The 16,106-nt window shown below is 54.5% G+C and carries 15 protein-coding genes; 3 read left to right on the top strand and 12 right to left on the bottom strand.

Going from position 1 to position 16,106, the window contains the following annotated elements; all coding sequences use genetic code 11:
- Positions 1–93 precede the first annotated feature (93 nt).
- A complete protein-coding gene (dinG, locus tag ACWYRJ_RS02370) occupies positions 94–2,271 on the top strand; it encodes an ATP-dependent DNA helicase DinG (protein ID WP_455507345.1) in 2,178 nt (725 codons plus the stop codon).
- Here the strand turns inward: dinG and ACWYRJ_RS02375 are convergent.
- From ACWYRJ_RS02375 to ACWYRJ_RS02395, 5 genes are all read right to left on the bottom strand, one after another.
- Positions 2,258–2,761: a fimbrial protein gene (locus ACWYRJ_RS02375; protein ID WP_111963831.1), complete on the bottom strand. Its 504-nt coding sequence runs from the start codon at positions 2,759–2,761 to the stop codon at positions 2,258–2,260. The two genes, dinG and ACWYRJ_RS02375, sit on opposite strands and share 14 nt — an antisense overlap.
- Positions 2,758–3,750, bottom strand: a complete 993-nt coding sequence (locus ACWYRJ_RS02380) for a fimbrial protein (RefSeq protein WP_455507378.1) — start codon at positions 3,748–3,750, stop codon at positions 2,758–2,760. Before ACWYRJ_RS02380 ends, ACWYRJ_RS02375 begins: the two co-directional genes overlap by 4 nt.
- Positions 3,751–3,770: 20 nt before the next feature.
- Complete coding sequence (locus ACWYRJ_RS02385; protein WP_455507346.1) at positions 3,771–6,314, bottom strand: fimbria/pilus outer membrane usher protein; 2,544 nt, start codon at positions 6,312–6,314, stop codon at positions 3,771–3,773.
- A 24-nt stretch (positions 6,315–6,338) separates the two neighbouring features.
- Positions 6,339–7,013 carry a fimbrial biogenesis chaperone gene (locus ACWYRJ_RS02390; RefSeq protein ID WP_149366208.1) on the bottom strand — a complete coding sequence of 225 codons (675 nt, stop codon included), beginning with the start codon at positions 7,011–7,013 and terminating at the stop codon, positions 6,339–6,341.
- Between the two features lie 68 nt (positions 7,014–7,081).
- A complete protein-coding gene (locus tag ACWYRJ_RS02395; RefSeq protein WP_149366209.1) occupies positions 7,082–7,618 on the bottom strand; it encodes a fimbrial protein in 537 nt (178 codons plus the stop codon).
- A 266-nt stretch (positions 7,619–7,884) separates the two neighbouring features.
- Here ACWYRJ_RS02395 and ybiB point away from each other — a divergent pair, with 266 nt between their 5' ends.
- A complete protein-coding gene (gene ybiB, locus ACWYRJ_RS02400) occupies positions 7,885–8,847 on the top strand; it encodes a DNA-binding protein YbiB (RefSeq protein ID WP_111963835.1) in 963 nt (320 codons plus the stop codon).
- 116 nt (positions 8,848–8,963) lie between these two features.
- Here ybiB and ybiJ read toward each other — a convergent pair whose 3' ends face one another.
- The 3 genes from ybiJ to mcbA form a co-directional block, all read right to left on the bottom strand.
- Positions 8,964–9,224: a DUF1471 family protein YbiJ gene (ybiJ, locus tag ACWYRJ_RS02405; protein WP_023310874.1), complete on the bottom strand. Its 261-nt coding sequence runs from the start codon at positions 9,222–9,224 to the stop codon at positions 8,964–8,966.
- A 285-nt stretch (positions 9,225–9,509) separates the two neighbouring features.
- Positions 9,510–9,776 carry a DksA/TraR family C4-type zinc finger protein gene (locus ACWYRJ_RS02410; RefSeq protein WP_115874557.1) on the bottom strand — a complete coding sequence of 89 codons (267 nt, stop codon included), beginning with the start codon at positions 9,774–9,776 and terminating at the stop codon, positions 9,510–9,512.
- 121 nt (positions 9,777–9,897) lie between these two features.
- Entirely contained in the window at positions 9,898–10,164 is a 267-nt protein-coding gene (gene mcbA, locus ACWYRJ_RS02415; RefSeq protein ID WP_111963837.1) for a DUF1471 family periplasmic protein McbA, read from the bottom strand.
- 243 nt (positions 10,165–10,407) lie between these two features.
- Between mcbA and rlmF the strand changes: the two genes are divergently transcribed.
- Positions 10,408–11,325 carry a 23S rRNA (adenine(1618)-N(6))-methyltransferase RlmF gene (gene rlmF / locus ACWYRJ_RS02420; RefSeq protein ID WP_455507347.1) on the top strand — a complete coding sequence of 306 codons (918 nt, stop codon included), beginning with the start codon at positions 10,408–10,410 and terminating at the stop codon, positions 11,323–11,325.
- Between the two features lie 40 nt (positions 11,326–11,365).
- Here rlmF and ybiO read toward each other — a convergent pair whose 3' ends face one another.
- The 4 genes from ybiO to glnH form a co-directional block, all read right to left on the bottom strand.
- Positions 11,366–13,579 carry a mechanosensitive channel protein gene (ybiO, locus tag ACWYRJ_RS02425; RefSeq protein WP_455507348.1) on the bottom strand — a complete coding sequence of 738 codons (2,214 nt, stop codon included), beginning with the start codon at positions 13,577–13,579 and terminating at the stop codon, positions 11,366–11,368.
- A 125-nt stretch (positions 13,580–13,704) separates the two neighbouring features.
- Positions 13,705–14,427 carry a glutamine ABC transporter ATP-binding protein GlnQ gene (gene glnQ, locus ACWYRJ_RS02430; protein ID WP_455507349.1) on the bottom strand — a complete coding sequence of 241 codons (723 nt, stop codon included), beginning with the start codon at positions 14,425–14,427 and terminating at the stop codon, positions 13,705–13,707.
- Positions 14,424–15,083: a glutamine ABC transporter permease GlnP gene (glnP, locus tag ACWYRJ_RS02435; RefSeq protein WP_014169254.1), complete on the bottom strand. Its 660-nt coding sequence runs from the start codon at positions 15,081–15,083 to the stop codon at positions 14,424–14,426. Before glnP ends, glnQ begins: the two co-directional genes overlap by 4 nt.
- An 84-nt stretch (positions 15,084–15,167) precedes the next feature.
- Entirely contained in the window at positions 15,168–15,911 is a 744-nt protein-coding gene (gene glnH / locus ACWYRJ_RS02440) for a glutamine ABC transporter substrate-binding protein GlnH (protein ID WP_013097464.1), read from the bottom strand.
- Positions 15,912–16,106 lie beyond the last annotated feature (195 nt).

Consider the following 16,106-nt stretch of genomic DNA (forward strand, 5'->3'; position numbering starts at 1 on the left):
GAAGCCCGGTCGTAAAGCCGGGCTTTTCTTTTTGCGGCAGAGAAGAGAAAGTGCCACAATAGTGGCTGTTTATACAGTGTTTCAGGTTTTCCGATGGCTTTAACCGCTGCGCTGAAAGCGCAAATTGGCGCATGGTATAAGGCGCTACAACAGCAGATCCCCGACTTTATCCCCCGAGCGCCGCAGCGGCAGATGATTGCTGACGTGGCAAAAACGCTCGCCGGGGACGACGGGCGACATCTGGCGATTGAAGCCCCGACCGGCGTCGGGAAAACCCTGTCGTATCTCATTCCCGGCATCGCCATCGCGCGGGAGGAGGACAAAACGCTGGTGGTCAGCACCGCCAACGTGGCCTTGCAGGACCAGATCTTTAGTAAAGATTTACCGCTGCTGCGCAAAATCATCCCCGACCTGCGGTTTACGGCCGCCTTCGGCCGTGGGCGCTACGTCTGCCCGCGTAATCTGGCAGGGCTTGCCAGCAGCGAGGCGTCGCAACAGGATTTGTTGGCGTTCCTCGGCGACGATCTCACGCCAAACAACAAAGCCGAGCAGGAGCTCTGCGCAACGCTTAAAGGCGATCTTGATGGCTATAAGTGGGACGGCCTGCGCGATCACACCGATAAAGCCATCAGCGACGATCTGTGGCGCAGGCTCAGCACCGACAAAGCCAGCTGTCTGAACCGCAACTGTCACTACTACCGCGAATGCCCGTTCTTCGTCGCGCGGCGCGAAATTCAGGAAGCCGAAGTGGTGGTGGCTAACCACGCCCTGGTGATGGCGGCGCTGGAGAGCGAAGCGGTGCTGCCGGAGCCGAAAAACCTGCTGCTGGTGCTCGACGAAGGACACCATCTGCCCGACGTGGCGCGCGACGCGCTGGAGATGAGCGCGGAAATTACCGCGCCCTGGTTCCGCCTGCAGCTGGATCTCTTCTGCAAGCTTGTCGCCACCTGCATGGAGCAGTTCCGCCCGAAAACCACGCCGCCGCTGGCGGTACCGGAGCGTCTGAGCGACCACTGTGAAGAGGTATACAGCCTTATCTCGTCTCTGAACAACATCCTGAATCTTTATCTTCCGGCAACCCAGGAGGCCGAACACCGCTTTGCTATGGGCGAACTGCCGGACGAGGTGATGGAGATCTGCCAGCAGCTGGCGAAGCACCTCGAAAAGCTGCGCGGGCTGGCGGAGATGTTCTTAAACGATCTCAGCGAGAAAACCGGCACCCATGACGTTGTTCGCCTGCACCGTATCCTTCTGCAAATGAACCGTGCGCTGGGGATGTTCGAAGCGCAGAGCAAGCTCTGGCGGCTGGCCTCGATGGCGCAGGCGTCGGGCGCGCCGGTCACCAAATGGGCCACCCGTGAAGTGCGGGACGGCCAGGTGCATCTCTTTTTCCACTGCGTGGGCATCCGCGTGGCCGATCAGCTGGAAAAGCTCATCTGGCGCAGCGTGCCGCATGTGGTGGTGACCTCCGCCACGCTGCGCTCCCTGAACAGCTTCTCGCGGCTGCAGGAGATGAGCGGCCTGAAAGAGAAAGCGGGCGATCGTTTTGTCGCGCTGGACTCGCCGTTTAACCACTGCGAGCAGGGTAAGCTGGTGATCCCGCGCATGAAATTCGAGCCGCTCATCGACAATGAAGAGCAGCACATTGCGGAAATGGCGGCCTACTTCCGCGAACAGGTTGAGAGCAGGAAATACCCTGGCATGCTGGTGCTGTTTGCCAGCGGACGCGCGATGCAGCGCTTCCTGGAGCACGTCACCGATCTGCGTTTATTGCTGCTGGTCCAGGGCGATCAGCCGCGCTACCGGCTGGTGGAAACGCACCGCAAACGCATTGATAACGGCGAGCGCAGCGTGCTGGTGGGATTACAGTCCTTCGCGGAAGGTCTGGATTTGAAGGGCGATTACCTGACGCAGGTGCATATCCATAAAATCGCCTTCCCGCCTATCGACAGCCCGGTGGTGATCACCGAAGGGGAATGGCTGAAAAGCCTCAACCGCTATCCGTTTGAGGTGCAGAGTTTACCTGCGGCATCGTTTAACCTGATTCAGCAGGTCGGTCGCTTGATTCGTAGCCACGGCTGCTGGGGGGAGGTGGTGATTTATGACAAACGTCTGCTCACCAAAAATTACGGCCAACGGCTACTGAACGCTCTGCCGATCTTCCCGATCGAACAGCCGGAGGTGCCCGAGATAAAAAAACGCCCGGCAAAGCCAGCCGCCGGGCGCAAGAAAAGCATCCGTGCTAAGGGGCGCAGTCCTACTGGTAAATGAAGGTTACCTGTACCACGCTGCTGAACGTTCCTGCCGTGACCGGCAATGAGGTGGCGTAATAGCGAGCGGCCAGCGGGAAATCCGCCGTGTGATTGTTCTGGTTGATCAGCACGCTGAAGCTGGCGTCCGGGGCAAGCGAGATCTGATCCTGCGGGTCGGCAAGCTCCAGCGCCAGTCCTTTCGCGGTTCCGGTGCTGGCGAATTTAGTCGGATGAAGGCTGTCTGGCTGACCGTGAAAGGTGGCCGTGGCCAGCACGGAAGTGGTTGGGCATTTTGACAGGGTTAAGTCGAATGATTTCCATTGTCCGGTATCGCCCACATCCTTAAAATCGCCGGTATTCGCGTTGCCCAGATTGACCGTCAGGTTCTGGCTGGCGCTGTCCACCTGGCAGGCGTTGGCGTAAATGTTTCCGCGAACATCGAGTTGAATTTCTTCCGCCAGGCTCTGGCTGGCCACTCCAAGCAGTAAAAGGGTTATTAACGTTTTCATTTGTAGGCTACCGTAATGGTTGCGACGGCATTCGCCGTTCCGGGCGTCACCTCCGAACTGGTTTGTTCGTAAGAGACGCTGAAGGGATATTGCGACTGGACATTGGCATAGGCGGTAAAGGTATTCATATATTGCCCGAAAACAGGTATCTGACCGTTAAAGAGCATTTTCACCCCCACGCCGGTGGCGACGCCGCTTTCCGGCGTTAATTTGATCACGCCGGGAAAATTCGTTTCATAGCCATTGGCACTGGTGATCATCATTTCCGGCTGTACATCCCGATCGCAGAGCATGCCGATATTGAATACCGACTGTGAGACCAGGGTTCCCGGACCGGTAAAACGGCTCACCGGAAAATCACCCAGCGTTACGGTCAGGGATTTAGGTGACACCGAACAGGTCACTGCTTTTACCTGAACATTACCTGAGTAAGAGAGGGTATTAGGGTCACCCAGGGCCTCATTGCGTCCAACTTCAAGGTTGAATTGCGTATTGCTCATCGTCAGTGCGCCTGAAGCCACGGTTTCGCTGGTTTTTACCAGTTCCAGCATCACGTCAAAGCTAAAGGGGATGGTAGAGTCGCTGTTTATCGTACCGGAGACCTGGCCTACGGGCACGTTCGCCGAACAAATCTGGTCCGCCGCGCCAGTCACGCGCTGTCCTTTATCATTTCTTAGCGAGATGCCGATACCAGCAACGCCTGTTTCATAGACGCCAGGGAGCCCGGGGATCTCTTTGCCGAAGCCGTTGTAGCACGCGATGATTGGCTGACCCGCATCTGGCGCGTAGTAACAGTTTCCCGATATTTGCACGGTGCGTTCAGTTCCCGGAATGGTCGAACCTACGGGCAGGCTGGTGGAGACTGAAATCGACGTTAATGATAGTAGCGCGGGCAGGCTCGGCGATTGGCAAGAAGCTTTCGCGTGCGGCATAAAGAGTGCCGCCGTCGCCAGAACTAAAAGTAAGAAAAATGATTTTGCTATCTGCATCATGATCGGTCCGGTGTTAATCAGTGACACTGCGCCGCAGCGTTAATAATGTTGGTGTTATCCTTCTCTTGCATCAGGGCGTAATCGGCGACGCAATGCTCGCTTCCCTCCTTGCCCCAGGAAACGAAAAGGCGTCCGTGCTGCGGCAGTCCGGTGAGATACACCAGTCCATCGTTACCGACGATAAATTCACTGCTCTTATCTTCCGTGGTGACCGTTGCGCCGAAGGGCAGCGGTTTGTCTTTCCTGGCCAGCGTCATTAAGACGCGGTTGCCCACGCGAGTATCGAAGCTGGCGCGAACTATCGCGCCGCGTGTTGGCGTAACCGTCTGCGAGGCGTGCGTCACGTCGGCATCTTCTGGCAGTGTCTCCGTGTCCAGCGAAATTGGGGTGTGATGCCACGGAGTGACAAACGGCACCAGCGTATAGCCGCGATAGTCCGTTTCCACGCCCGTCTGGTTGGCAACGTGTGTGCCATGCGTGCCCGGCGCTTTAATCAGCACCACGTTTTCTCCCAGGGTCTGACCGAAGGTGATGCCGTCAGAGTGGGCGACAATGCCGCCCTGGATCCCGGCGTTCACGGTGTGCTGATGGCTGTCCTGGCTTACGCCGCCGTGCACTTCACCGTAGGTGCCTTTGTAATCCGCATTCATACTGGTGGCGGTGTTGTTATTGGCGCTGTCCAGCCCCTGCTGAACGTTCCAGCTCAGCTTGTCTCCCTCCAGCGCGGTACCATTCAGGCCCAGGTTGTGGGTGGTGCCGTCTTTACTGTTGTTCAGGCTGTAGTTTGCCCAGGTGTTAGGCAGCCAGCGGTCGAGTGGAACCGACACGTTGAGGCCGATTTGTCGGTCATAGCTGATGGATTTACCGTCCTCGTCCGTGTCGTTGCTGTTTTTATTGACGCTGTAGCTCAGGCTATAGCTCACGCCGTGCCAGCTGTTGTTGTAGTTAACGCTCAGGGAGGTCATATCCTGACTCTGGCTCCAGTAACGCTCTTTCACCAGGCTTAGCGTCACCGAACCCCGCTTGTCGCCCAGGGTCTGGTCGATGGTGGCCTCCGCCCGCGAGCGGCGCTGCTGTGGAGCGGACCAGTCGTTTGCACTGGTCCAGGACTCCATGGTGTCCTGCAGGGTATAAAAGCCTTTGCTGTTGTAGCGATAACCCGCCAGCGAAAAGTTAGTGCCGGTCGCGGTAAAATTTTTGCTATAGCGCAGACGAAGGGATTGCCCTTTGCTGGTTTTGCGCTTTTTCAGTAACGCTTTGGCGCGGGTAACGTCCAGGGAGAACGCTCCGAGGTCGCCAAAGTTTTTCCCTGCGCCGAGCGCGGCGGAGTGGTAATGCGAACTCTGTTGCGTACCGCCGTAAACGGTGACGCCGTGTGACAGGCCATAGATGGCGCTGCCCTGGGTGAAAGGTGTCTTCTCAACCTCTTTATCGTATGAACGGTAGCGCCCCGCAGCGACGCTGTACTTCAGGTGTTTTTCCCGCTGCAGCACAGGCACGGAGGCAAACGGAACCACGAAATGACTCTCGCTGCCGTCGGTCTCTTTTACCGTGACGTTCAGATCGCCGCTGCTGCCGGTAGGGTAGAGATCGTTAATCTCAAACGCGCCTGGGGCGACGGTGTTTTGGTAGATAACGTAGCTATTCTGGCGAACCACCACCTGGGCGTTACTGTGCGCCGTACCGCGTACCACCGGGGCATACCCGCGCTCGCTGTCCGGCAGCATGTCGCTTTCGGTAGCCAGCTGTGCGCCAGTGTAAGAGACACTGTCGAAAACGTCGGCCTGGGTGCTGCTCTGTCCCACTGTCAGCTCGCTCTTCAGCCCCACGATATCGCGCTGGGCATAGGTATAGACCGTGTTCAGCTTGCCGTCGTCCTGACCGCCATCCGAATTGTGGTTCCAGGTGCTGTAATTACGCACGCGCCAGGCACCAATGTTAAAACCGGGGCGCAGGTTAATAAACTGGCTGCTGTTGTCCGCTTCCCCTTGCTGGCGAGCGCGGCTTTGGCTGGCGTTAACGCTATAGTTCAGGATGCCCGCGGTGATCCCTTCGTCATACTCTTTCGGATCGATGTAGCCGCGAGGCACCTGGCCCAGAGCCGACTGGGGAATACTCAGCAGTAGTTGCTGGTTTTTGATGCGGAAAGTTGCCGAGGCCGAAGGAATGGCGCTGAGGTCCGCGCATTCCCCTTTTGCCGCCAGCTTTGGATAATCTTTGGTTTTGATGCCCAGACGCGTTAATTCATCCAGACTCAGGCAAGGCTGCAGGGAATCATCTCCCTGGGCATCTTTTTTTAATGTAAAAAGGACGTCACGTGTGTCGATTTTATTGTTATTGACGAACACCGTGACCTGGTATTTACCTGGCGCCTGACCGGGACCTTTTTCATAAACAGAGAGATCGGTCTTTGCCTGTTCTGGATTATCAATATCCAGCAGGGCAGGGTTAAAATAATCATCAGCGTGGGCCTGCAGCGCGCAGCATGTCACCGCTATTCCAAAAAAAGTGGGCAGCATTTCACGCAGTCGACGTAATAGCGGCTTATTTGTGCTGTACATGATTATTCAGGCGTCAACAGAGTATTAACGAACGGATGCAGACCAGGTTTTACTGATGCTTCCGTAATCGGTAATGACCGACCAGCTTACGGTGTTACCGCTCATATTTGTCGGAAGAGCAAAGCGGGTAGAGGTATTTGGCACAGCCCAGGTCGCTTTTGCCACTTTTTGGCCGTTCAGCGTAACGCTCTGGAAATTCATATAGAAAGGCGTGGGGTTGTTTACCACCAGATCATTGCCTTCGCGGTGCCATTCCAGTTTGTCAGCAACTTCTTCGGGTTTGCCTTTAATCGATGCAGGGCGATACAGCAATTTAATTCGGGTATTAATGGCTATTTGTAATGTATTAATGCCCTCTTCATGGCTTGAAGAAGGAATGGCTTTAATATTTAACCAGTACAACGACTCGCGGTCTTCTGGCATATTTCCGCCGGTACGAACCACACGCAACACGTTATCTTCTTTAGCGTTCAGACGGAACAGAGGTGGAGTAATCAGAAATGGCGCTTTACCGCCTTTTTTCAAACCGGTATCTACCCAGGACTGTACCAGATAGTTAATCTCATCCGGATTGGAAATCCCAATCGAAGACTCTTTTTTCTCTCCCTGATAAACCAGTCGAGTGCCATTAATAATCACACCTGCATGGGCTGTTACTGCGGTCAGTAAAAGTGCGCTTAATAAATAACTGTGTCGCATAAATCTGTCTCAATGAAAGAGGAAATATTAGCCTTCGCATGAAGACGAATATCTCCTCATTGGTCGTATCAGTTATAAATCACTGTAAAAGTAGAGGCTGAATTAGCCTGGCCGGCAGTGATCGATGCCTGAGTCTGAATATAACGCGCGCCAAACTCCAGATTATTTACCGTCGTTCCAGCAGCTAAAGGATACTGCTTTGAAGGCGTATATAAACTGACAGGCTGTTCGGAAGAATCAACCAGCTGAATCGCCACGCCAGTTGCAGTCGTCGCACCCGGGGTCAAAGACAGCGTGGTGTTATTGTCCGCATCTGGCGTACCACCGAAATTAATGGCTGCAGACGTGACCGTTTCCGGGCAGTCTTTTAACTGAATATCAAATTTCGTTAAGGTGCTGGTAGAGCCTACACCAGTAAATGTTGTTTTGGATACTTTGCCCAGCGCAACATTCAGCGGACTGCTTAAGCCGTTAACGACCTGACAGGCGGAATCGATAATTTCACCTGTGAAGTTAATTTGCCCTTCACCGGTGGATGCTGCGAACGAAGATGCAGAGCATCCCAGCGCGGCAATAATGAATAAACCTAAAGTGACTTTTTTCATATTTAAACCTGTATATTTCTCCTTTCGACTTCTGCATCACGCATTATTCGAAGTTATGTCTCAACTACTCACCGCTGGTTATTTAATCAGAAAACTCGGGCTGGGAAAGGTCCCGCGCGGCTTCCAAATAATTCAATTAATTCTTGCAAAATAAATTTCCTCAACAAAACAATTAATTATAAAATTCAGCAGGGCGGCCAAAAAAACTAACGGCGGAGTCATTATCAGGGCTATATTGTTGATAACTTGCTGTAAGGAGAAATGTCGTGGATTATCGTAAAATTATCAAAGAGGTAGGGCGTGGGAAGCACCATGCCCGCGACCTGGACCATGAAACTGCTCGCGCGCTTTACACCCGTATGCTTAACGGCGAGGTTCCGGAGCTTGAGTTGGGCGGTATCCTTATTGCGCTGCGTATTAAAGGCGAAGGTGAAGCGGAGATGCATGGCTTCTATGAAGCCATGCAGGCACAAACGCTGCGCTTAACGCCGCCGGTGGCAAAACCTATGCCGATCGTGATCCCGAGCTACAACGGTGCGCGCAAGCAGGCAAATTTAACTCCGCTGCTCGCTATCTTATTACACAAGCTGGGATTCCCGGTGGTGGTGCACGGCGTAAGCGAAGATCCCACCCGCGTGCTGACGGAGACCATTTTCGGGATGTTGGGGATTGAACCAACGCGTCATGCCGGTCAGGCGCAGGCTAAGCTGGATGGCCATCAGCCTGTTTATATCCCGGTCGGCACGCTCTGCCCGCCGCTGGAGAAGCAACTCGATATGCGCTGGCGCATGGGCGTGCGCAACAGCGCGCACACCCTGGCAAAACTGGCCACGCCGTTTGGTGAAGATGCCGCCCTGCGTCTCTCCAGCGTCTCGCACCCGGAATACGTGGCGCGAGTGGGGCAATTCTTTGAGGCAATTGGCGCAAGGGCGCTATTGATGCACGGCACGGAAGGCGAGGTTTATGCGAACCCGCAGCGCTGCCCGCAGGTCATGCTGATTGATTCTTCAGGTACGCGCGCCATTCTTGAGCGTGGGGAAGAGAATACCGGCGTGATATTGCCTGAGGCAAAAGATCCCCATACTACAGCCCACTGGATTGAGCAGTGCCTCGCCGGAAATGTTCCTGTTCCGCATTCGATTAAGCTGCAAATGGCCTGCTGTTTGCTGGCAACCGGCGAAGTGGAATCTGTCCAGGCCGGGCTTGAACGTGTGGCGCAGGCGTTTTAGACAAAAAAAAGCCCGTCCAGTGGCGGACGGGCAAGCAAGGGTAACAACAACAGGGTCAATGAGGGTGGAGCAGCTCACCAGAGGGTATGGCGAGGGGACAGCATTCATTCAGTCGATTACTTGTAGATAACCGCGGTACCGCTCAGCTTGTTATTACCGTTAGCGGAAGTAATGGTGTATCCACTTGCACCAGCAGCAGCGGCTTTTTCAGCCAGTTTGGCTTCCAGGCCGTCCAGCGTGGTGGCGCCATCAGCACTGACCACACCGACTTTATTCATGTTCTGTGCCTGAGTAGAAGAGACAGGCTCGACAGCGAAAGCGCCGAAAGACAGAGCGGACAGGGCAACAGCAGCTACAGCATATTTGATGGTTTTCATAATTAATCTCTCGCAGGTGTTTCTGTTAAGGGGACGATGTTCCGTCGATGTGATAAGTATCACGGTTTTTTTCGAGAGATAAAATCGAAGAGAATTGACGTGGTTGCTCAAAAAAATTGAATGACAAATAACTTATTGAATATTAATAAAATCAAATCACCCCTTTACACTTCTTGCGGATACGCTTTACAGAAGTGAAATGAAGGGCACATTTTGCTACGCGGTTCGCTAAAAATCGTGAGCGTAAAGCTAGGGGAGTGCGCGGTTAGCTTAGGTAAAGGAAAGTCAACGTAGCTGGCTGTCTTTCGAACCTCTGCGATTATATCCCGAGTGCGATGAGTTTTTCGAATCTTTATGCTGCTGACAGGTAATACAAAGCCTTACGCCGGGAATGGCTTTTCGGCGCGCTTCCGGAATGGGGTCTCCGCATTCTTCACATTCAGTTAGGCTTTCGCCGCGCGGAATTTCACCGCGGGCACGCGCAACCGCATCTTCAATAGTACTGTTGATCTGTTCGTTAACAGCGTCGTCATTTGCCCAGCCGGAAGCCATAGCGCCCTCCTGAAATCGGTTTATGGTATACGTTCACTATGGGGTTAAAAAATGAACAATCAAGGCGAAGGGAGAAGAGAACTGCACCCTTGGGCAGATGCAGTCTTGTGGAAGAGAAAGATTATTTATAGATGGTCGCGGTGCCGTACATATGGTTGTCTCCGCCAGCGGAGTTCACCACGAATCCTTTTGCACCCTCCTGGCGGGCTTTTTCAGCAAGTTTAGCCTGTAGATCGTCAAGGTTACTGGCGCGGCTAACCGAAACGGTGCCCGCAGGACGAAGCTGGCTGGTGTCGGTACTCTGGGTCAGCGACTGAACGGCCATGGCAGAAAATGACGCGGTCGTCAGGGCGGCTGCGATAACAGCAAGGGTCAGGTACTTTTTCATAATCACATCCTCATGAGGAAACAACAGGTGATTCCCCTTAAGTTTAGAAGCCTGACGAGTGTGACTTAGCGCAAATATTTGATGATGATCTGCTTATTTTTTGAACGATATAAGTTGACAATTCGCTGACGGATCATAGACATAAAGGTGCTTGATTTATGGCGAGTTTCTAAGCGCCGCAGAGAAAGATTTACCGTTGAGCCAGCACAGGGTATCTTACGCCGCTGTTTAAAGGAGAATGCCATGACTGCCCAAAAGCCGGGATTACACCCGCGAAATCGCCACCGCAGCCGCTACGACATGAACGCGTTATGCCTGAGCTGCCCGCCGCTGCAGGACTACCTAGTTCAGACCCCAGCGGGTGAGCCCTCGGTCAACTTTGCTGACCCGCATGCGGTGAAAATGCTGAACAAAGCCCTGCTGGCGCATTTTTACGGTGTGGCTCAATGGGATATTCCGGAAGGCTTTCTCTGTCCACCCGTACCGGGCCGGGTTGATTACATTCACCACCTTGCCGACCTTCTTGCCGAAGGTAATGAGGGTGTTGTTCCACAGCAGGCCACTATTCTGGATATTGGCACCGGGGCAAACCTGATTTACCCGCTGATTGGCGCGCATGAATACCAGTGGCGCTTTACCGGAAGTGAAATCGGTGACGAGGCCTTTGCCAGCGCCCAGGCGATTATCAACGCTAACCCGGGATTAAGCCGCGCCATTCGCCTGCGTCGTCAGAAAGATACGGCTTCGATCTTCAACGGCATTATTCACAAAAACGAAAGCTATGACGCCACGATGTGCAATCCACCTTTCCATGATTCGGCGGCATCGGCCCGTGCGGGCAGCGAGCGCAAGCGCCGCAACCTGGGTCAGGCTGAGGATGCCGCGCTGAATTTCGGTGGTCAGCAGCAGGAGCTCTGGTGTGAAGGGGGCGAAGTGGCGTTTATCCTGCGCATGATTGCGGAAAGCAAACAGTTTGGCCGTCAGGTTAAGTGGTTCACGACGCTGGTATCCCGCGGAGATAACCTGCCGCCACTTTACCGCGCCCTGACCGAGGCGGGCGCCGTAAAAGTGGTGAAAAAAGAGATGGCGCAGGGCCAGAAGCAAAGCCGCTTTATCGCCTGGTCGTTTATGGACAACAACAAACGCAAAAAGCAGGCCTGAACCCGTAGGCCCGGATCGCTACGCGTCACGGGCAAAAAGACTACAGCGTCGGCTCCTGCGGAGGGAGCGGCGCTGCGGGCGGCGGCAGTACCTGATACGTCTGTACGGGCATCCGCACGTTCGCCAGATCGAAGTGTTTTTTCACCATGCTGTCGAGGGCAAAGCGCACCGTCCACTGCTTCAGCGGCTGGGTGGTGAACGACACGCGCAGGGTAAACGCCGTGTTCGTCAGCCCGACAATGCCGGCAAATGACGGCTCGCCAATCAGCAGCCCGCGAATATCCTCCATCTGCATCAGCTCTTCTACCGCATCGCGCAGCGCCTGCTTCGCTTTATCGGCATCCTCATGACGATCCACATCGTAGTTCGCCACCACGGAACCAATGCCGCGCACAAAGTTGGCGAAGGTGGTTATCGAGGACCAGGGAATGATGTGGTACGCCCCGGTGTCCTGGCGCACGCCAACTGAACGGATGGACATCCTCTCAACGGTGCCGGTTAACGGCCCTATGGTTACCAGATCGCCCGTGTTCATCCCGTTCTCAAACTGGATAAAGATGCCGGTAATAATATCCTTCACCAGCGTTTGCGACCCGAAGGAGATCGCCAGGCCCAGGGCACCGGCACCGGCCAGCAGCGGGGCGATATTCACCCCGATTTCCGACAGCACAATCATGATGGTGATGGTACTGATAATGACCGCCAGCGCGTTACGGAACAACGTTAACAGCGTTCTTGCCCGAGCGCTGGGCAGGGGACGGCCGTGAATATCCGACACCAGACGGTTCTCGATAAGGCTCGCCAGCAGCGTCCAGCCGACGGCAGAGAAGAACAAAATCAACGCGATGCGAATCAGGATGTCGACCGTTTTCTCACCCGCACCGTTGTGCAGCCAGTTCCAGAAATCAAACAGGCTCCAGGCATTCAGGAGCAGCATGATCGCCACGCAGACGGTGAGGATGCGCGCCACCTTCAGCGATACCGACATCCAGCCGTTTACCCGTTTTTGCAGTTCCGGGTAATTACGCTGTACCTGCGGCGACAGGGTGATGGTTTTCGAAATCCAGCGCGACAGCAGCCCCGACACAAACGCCGCGATGCCGATAATGGCGAGGCTTTTGAACGTCGCCCCCATCATAAATTTCAGGCTATTGCCCGGGTCGAACAGCGAGAAGAAGCACAATACGATGAAGTAGGCGCTTGCCAGCCAGTGCCACACCAGGGCGAAAGCGCGGATAAAGAGGCTAAAGAACGAAAGGGAGCGATCGGCCAGATTCAGCAGGCTTTGGGTAATGGTTTTTTTGTTGTGGAAGATAAGATACAGCGACCAGACGGTAATGCAGATCATGATAATGACGTTTGCCAGCGCGCCAAACTGGACGTTCACCTGGTTGGAAATGATTGGCACGGCAACCAGCAGACCGTAGCCAATCAACCCGCTGAGCACGCTCAGACGCAGCGCCCAGTACCTGGCGCTCGCATCGCGAATTGAGAAGGGACGTAGCTCCGGTACGTGCGGACAAAAGAGTAACCGCAGCAGCGCCTTGAAGAACTCGATCAGGGCAAAGGCATTCAGGAAAAGCGACTGCTGAAAGGCGATGGTTTTATTGCCCGCGTTCAGCCTGTCGGCGAGCATCTGGCCTAAAAACAGCGTCAAGGCCAGCAGCAGTAAATCGATGATAAACGCTGAGGCGATCATCAGCGGCAGGTGCAGCCAGCTGCTTTTATGCTGATTCTTCCTTCGTCCCCATTGTCCCATTTTGCGGTACAGCGGCCACGCGCACAGGCGCACCAGCCAGTAAAAAAGAAATACCGCACCGGCCAGCATCAGGAACTGCGTGGCGGCGGCGGTAAACGTGTGTGGGTTAAACGGCTTATGCGGTGATCCAATCAGGTTGCGGTAGAGCTGAGCAAAGCGCGAGGAGAGGGCTTCCCCATAGTGGCGGCTTACGTCGGTGACATTTTCCAGCACCGTTTTTTGCTCCTCCACCTGGGGTGGGGTGATAGCAGGCACCGGCTCCTGCGGCGGCGTGGCGGCCACTTTCCTCAGCTGGCTGATGAGTTCCTGCCGGGAGGTGTCGTTCTCAAGGACGTCGGCGAGGGCGCTGTAGGCGGCTTTTTTCTGTTCGACATCCGGTTCCGGCGGGGGAGTATTTTGCTGGCTGGCGGTTGTTCCGGTGGTCACGCCGGGGATCGCGACGGCGAACGATGGCGCACTAAACAGGCTAATCAACAGCAACAGGATCCACGGCACGGCGTCCTCCGGTGAAAATGTCGAACAAAATGATAAGTATAGAAGTCGGGACGCGGAGGGGAATTTTTGGGAACAATCTGGCGTAAAAAAGCCGGGCATGCCCGGCTTACGTGTAAAGCGAGAGATCAGGATACGTGCTGCAGGAACTCCTGCAAACGCTGACTCGGCGGGTTTGCAATCAATTCCTGCGGGTTACCGTCTTCCGCGATGCGGCCTTTATCAATAAAGATCAGGCGGGACGCCACTTTCTCAGCGAAGCCGATTTCGTGGGTCACGATAACCATCGTCATCCCTTCTTCCGCCAGATCCTGCATGACTTTCAGCACCTCGTGGCGCAGCTCCGGATCGAGTGCGGACGTAGGCTCATCAAACAGCATCAGTTTCGGTTTGACCGCCAGGGCGCGGGCAATCGCCACGCGCTGCTGTTGACCACCGGACAGCTCGGAAGGGTAGTGGTGCGCGCGTTCAGCCAGACCGACTTTCGCCAGCAGGTCTTTTGCCAGCGCTTCCGCTGCCGCTTTGTTGGCACCGCGCACGCGCAGTGGGCCAAACATCACATTTTCCAGCGCCGTCAGGTGCGGGAACAGGTAGAACTGCTGGAACACCATGCCCGCTTCCTGACGAATCAGACGGTCATCCACTTTCGGGTCGCTCACCTTCAGGCCGTCGACAATAAGATCGCCGCTGGTGATCTCTTCCAGCTTGTTGATGCAGCGGAGCAGGGTGGATTTACCGGAGCCGGATGGCCCAATAATCACCACCACTTCACCCTGTTTAATATTCAGATCGATATTGTGCAGCACCTGGGTTGGGCCAAAGTGCTTGGAAACGTTTTTAAATTCAATCACAGGATTTTCATCCTTCTTTCAAGACGACGCAGAACGAAGCTCAGAACCAGAGTAATGATCAGGTAGACAACGGCTACCGCACTCCAGATTTCCAGCGCGCGGAAGTTGCCAGCAATGATCTCCTGACCCTGACGGGTCAGCTCGGCCACGCCGATAACAATGAACAGCGACGTGTCTTTAATGCTAATGATCCACTGGTTGCCGAGCGGTGGCAGCATGCGACGCAGCGCCAGCGGCAGAATAACGTGGCGGATCGTTTCGCGACGTGAAAGGCCTAATGCCAGACCGGCTTCACTGAAACCTTTATGAATCGACAGCACCGCACCGCGGGTGATTTCCGCAATATAGGCACCTGAGTTGATCATAATGGTGACGACGGCTGCGCTGAACGGGTCGATGCGCAGGTCGGTGAATGCCATTGGCAGGGCGAAGTAGATGAACATGACCTGCACGACAATAGGGGTACCGCGGATCACTTCGATGAAAACCAGTGCGATGTGGTTTGCGATCCAGCCGCCGTAGGTGCGAGCGAAACCGGCGACAAGACCGATAATCAACCCACCAACCAGACCCAGGACCGAAATCCACAGAGTCATTTTAGCGCCTTCAAGCAAGATAGGAATGGCAGGCCAGATGGCGCTCCAGTCAAACTGCATGATAATTTCCTGTTACTGTTACCGTGTTTCAAAAATAGCAGGGGCGAAAGGTCGCCCCCGAGTGAACGTCATTTTTACGTCTTATTATTTAGGCTCGGTACCGAACCATTTTTTGTAGATTTCGTTATAGGTGCCGTTCTCTTTCAGCGTTTTCAACGCGCCGTTAACTTTCGTGCGCAGGTCGTCGCTGCCTTTCGGGAACGCGATACCATACTGCTGTGCTTCCAGAGACTCGCCAACGGCTTTGAACTTACCGTTACCGGCTGTTTTGATGAAGTACAGGATGTTAGGCGTGTCGTGAAGAACCGCGTCAGCACGGTTGGTGCCGAGTTCCATGTACGCGTTGTCGATGTTCGGGAACTGGCGCAGGTCTTTGGTTTTGATATTTGCTTTCGCGTAATCAACAGAACCGGTGCCGCTCTTCACCGCAACCACTTTGCCGTCGAGATCTTTCACGCTTTTTACGTCGTTATTATCGGCTTTGACCATGACCAGCAGGCCGCTTTTGTAGTAGCCGTCAGAGAAGTCGATCGCTTTTTTACGTTCATCGGTAATGGTGATACCTGCCAGCGCCAGATCAACATTCTTGGTTTGCAGTGCCGGGATAATGCCGCTGAAGTCCATAGGCTTCAGGGTGTAATCCAGTTTGAGTTCTTTTGCGATAGCGGCCCACAGATCCACATCAAAACCAACGTATTTATCACCCTGTTTGAATTCAAACGGAACGAACGCCGTGTCGGTCGCCACAACCAGTTTGTCGGCAGCCTGAGAGGACACTGCAAAAGCCAGGGTAAGTGCAGCCAGTGAAACTTTTAATACAGACTTCATAGCATTTCCTTTTATATCCACGGGGCGATCCCCTGCGAGAACAGCTGGCACAATGAAAAAATCGTGCCAACTTTACAAGCTATTGTTTTGCAAAGGGGATGATGTCATGCATTGCACAATTAATGGGGCAATGAGGTTTTATTGCACCAAAGTGGAGCACTGTTTTGGTGCGCTTAGTTTGGCTCAACTGACGGG

It is taken from the genome of Enterobacter sp. (assembly GCF_977039595.1).